At 55.2% G+C, this 3,236-nt stretch carries 3 protein-coding genes; 1 reads left to right on the top strand and 2 read right to left on the bottom strand.

What is annotated here, in order from left to right:
• Nucleotides 1-99: 99 nt before the first annotated feature.
• Nucleotides 100-1,038 carry a 3-keto-5-aminohexanoate cleavage protein gene (locus ABYV26_RS23550; RefSeq protein ID WP_372683794.1) on the bottom strand — a complete coding sequence of 313 codons (939 nt, stop codon included), beginning with the start codon at nucleotides 1,036-1,038 and terminating at the stop codon, nucleotides 100-102.
• Nucleotides 1,039-1,153: 115 nt separating this feature from the next.
• Nucleotides 1,154-1,711: a helix-turn-helix domain-containing protein gene (locus tag ABYV26_RS23545; RefSeq protein ID WP_372683793.1), complete on the bottom strand. Its 558-nt coding sequence runs from the start codon at nucleotides 1,709-1,711 to the stop codon at nucleotides 1,154-1,156.
• A 537-nt stretch (nucleotides 1,712-2,248) separates the two neighbouring features.
• On the opposite strand from ABYV26_RS23545, the gene ABYV26_RS23540 reads away from it, so the two are divergent.
• A partial coding sequence (locus ABYV26_RS23540; protein ID WP_372683792.1) for an amidase occupies nucleotides 2,249-3,236 on the top strand: 988 nt, incomplete at its 3' end.

Below are 3,236 nucleotides of genomic sequence, written 5' to 3'. Positions count from 1 at the left end.
CCGGTTGGCTTCGTTCATGAATCGGACCATGTTTGAATTCTCGATAAACGCGGCCGAGGGTTGCCAGAGCATTTTGGGATCGTTCATGCTGCCTCCTGTTTAAAATTTTACCTTGTCCAGTCCCTTCAATCCGAGAATCCGGCGGGCCTCTGCCGGGGTGGCCGTATCCACGCCCAGTTCGCCGGCAATGCGCTTGAGCTTGGCCACCTGTTCTCCGCTGCTTTTGGCCAGGGTGCCCTTTTCCAGGTACAGGTTGTCTTCCAGGCCCACGCGGGCGTGGCCGCCCATGAGCAGGGCATGGGTGGTCATGGCAAACTGTGCACGGCCGGCCGCGCACACCGACCACTGGAAATCGCCGATCTGCTGGCGCGCGGTCTGTACCAGATAGACCAGATTTTCCACGGTCGCCGGAATGCCGCCCAGGATGCCCAACACGAATTGCAGGTAAACGGGGGTTTGTATCCGGCCTGAGTCGATCAGGTAGGCCAGGTTGTTGATCATGCCCACATCGTAGATTTCGAACTCCGGTTTGGTCCCGTATTGGTCCATCAATTCGCAAAATTTGACGATGGTGTAAAACGTGTTGGGGAAGATGAAATCATCGGTGCCGGCCAAGTATTGTTTTTCCCATTCGTGTTTCCACTGCCCCTCATATTTGGGGACCACGTGAAACAGGGCAAAATTCAGGGAGCCTGCATTCAGCGAGGCCAGCTCGGGCTCCAGGCTGGAGACAACCTTGGCCCGGTTTTCCACCGTATCGCCAAGGCTGCCGCCAGTGGTCATGCACAAAACGATGTCGCAGCGTTTTTTGACCTCGGTGGCGACGTCCTGGAAGATCTTTTGATCCGCCTTGGGCTGACCGGTCTCCGGGTCGCGTACATGCAGGTGGGCCACAGCCCCTCCGGCTTCGTAAACGCTCATGATGTCATCGATCAACTGCTGCGGGGTGATCGGCAGATGGGGCGACATGGTGGGCGTATGGATGGCACCGGATACGGCGGCAGTGAGGATGGCCTTGTGCGGAGATTGCGTGCCCATTGGTTTCTTCCCTTTCCTGGTGTAATTTTTTCGGATTGAATTTCTCTTTTACTTTTTTTGAATGGATATCGATGCGATCCATTTTCTCAGCTGACCTACCATTTTCAGACCGGGCTCAAGGAACGTAAATAACCATCACACATTTCACATCCCGATGATCGGCGGGAAGCCCGTAATGGGGGATGCTGGAGTCGAAATAGACACAATCCCCGGTTTCCAGCAGGTACTCCGCCTCACCATGGAAAAACCGCATGGTTCCTTCGATGACCAGCATCATCTCCTCGCCTTCATGCTGAAAGATGGCGCTTTCTTTGGAATCGGCCGGAAGGGTCAAGATAGACGGTTCCATTTTCTTGTCGGGAGATTTATGCGCCAGGGTTTCATAGGAATAACCGAAGGCGATGCCGGTTTTGGCCATGAATTGGCGTTCCGCCTTTTTGACCACTGAGCAGCGGGCAGCCGTATTCTCCTCTCCAAAAATCCGGGACAGCGTCACACCCAGCGCCTTGGCGATGACGATCAAGGTGGATACGGGAGGTGATTTTTTGGAGTTCTCGACTTTGGACAGGTAGCCTTTGGTGAGGCCGGTCTTTACCGCCAAGGATTCCAGGGTGAGTTGTTGGGAAAGACGAAGGGCTTTAATTTTTTTTCCGATCTGGGATTCCGAAATCATTCTCACCTCTTTTGATGGCAAGGGGGCTACCGGCCAAGACCGGGATACCCGCTTCTCAATTTTAGTTCGATATTCCCGGCAGGTGGGTTGCGGTCAGTCGGACGAAGGCAAAATCCATCATCGATGCAGTGGGGGGGGATGGCGGCACCAACTGACCACCGGCAGGGGCGCCGATCGAGGCGCGTTAGTATTCCATATAGAAAATTAAATCGCATTAAAACCATAATTCAATGCAATTCTATGTTATAATTATTTATTCTTAACGGTAAAAAGTTTCCTTTTAGGAAACCTATTCCGGTTGATAGCATCTGTCAAGCAGATTTTTTTCGACATTGTTATTATATTGACCTTCATTTGCCGAAGGGGATTCTGGGTACCGGGTACCCGGTACCACCGTTGGGGAAACGGTTTCCATCGAATCGTCCAACATCGTCATGAGACACGGCGGAATTGACTGGCAGCACCGGATCAGGTATTCCAATGGACCATGACCTTGGGGCTCTCTTTCGCATTTCATTTCGAGAAGGAGCATTTAAAATGCCAACCGCCCACACGCCTGCCTGGAAACTGGCAGCCCGCGTCGCTAAAAAAGAAATTTCCCCCCTGGACGTCATGCGCGACACCCTCGATCGGATCGACCGCGTCAATCCGGGATTGAACGCCTTCGTGTCCCTGCGCCCGGAAGGGGCAATTACAGAAGCACGGTCAATGACCGAGAAAATTGTGGCTGGGAAACGTGTCGGCCCCCTGGCAGGAGTTCCCCTGGGCGTCAAGGACCTGGAGGATACCGCCGGCATGGTGACCAGCTATGGCTCCATCCCCTTTAAGGACAATATGGTGGAAGGCGATTCGATCCAGGTGGCCCGTCTCCGGGCGGCGGGCGCCATTGTGGTGGGAAAGACCAATGTGCCGGAATTCGGGTTTACCGGTTTCACCAAAAACAGGCTTCACGGCATCACCCGCAACCCATGGAATCCGGAGCGGACCCCGGGCGGTTCCAGCGGCGGCTCCGCAGCGGCCGTTGCCGGCGGCCTGGTCCCGCTGTGCACGGGTTCCGATGCGGGGGGATCCATTCGCATCCCCGCCTCCTACTCGGGCTGTTTCGGGCTCAAACCCTCCTATGGCAGGATTCCAGTGGGCCCGTCGCCATTTTTAAGCTACAGCGCCATGATCGTGATGGGACCCCTGACGCGGACGGTTCGCGATGCCGCCCTCTATTTGGATTGTGCGGCAGGGTATCATCCGGCGGATCCCCATTCGCTTCCCGCACCGTCAAGGTCTTACCTGTCGTGCATTGGCGAGCTTCCTGACCGACTGAAAATCGCCTTCAGCCCTGACTTGGGATACGCCAGGGTTCACACGGAGGTAATGTCTTGTGTTGAAAATGCGGTACACGCCTTCGAGGAGATGGGCCATCAGGTGGAACGGTGGAGCGGGGTGCTGCCGGATACCGGTGAGGTCTGGACACCGCTGGTATGCACGGATATTTATGCCCAACTCTGTGATCTGGGGGAAAAAGACAGGG

Origin of the sequence: Desulfosarcina sp., from assembly GCF_041551955.1 — a bacterium.
Classification (GTDB): domain Bacteria; phylum Desulfobacterota; class Desulfobacteria; order Desulfobacterales; family Desulfosarcinaceae; genus Desulfosarcina.
Note: the sequence above shows the minus strand (reverse complement) of the source record. Positions and strands in the feature narration are given on the sequence as shown.

Excerpts from the sequence above, each read along its gene's own strand:
- ABYV26_RS23545 (WP_372683793.1), bottom strand. The coding sequence starts at position 1,711 with ATGATTTCGGAATCCCAGATCGGAAAAAAAATTAAAGCCCTTCGTCTT.
- ABYV26_RS23550 (WP_372683794.1), bottom strand. The coding sequence starts at position 1,038 with ATGGGCACGCAATCTCCGCACAAGGCCATCCTCACTGCCGCCGTATCC.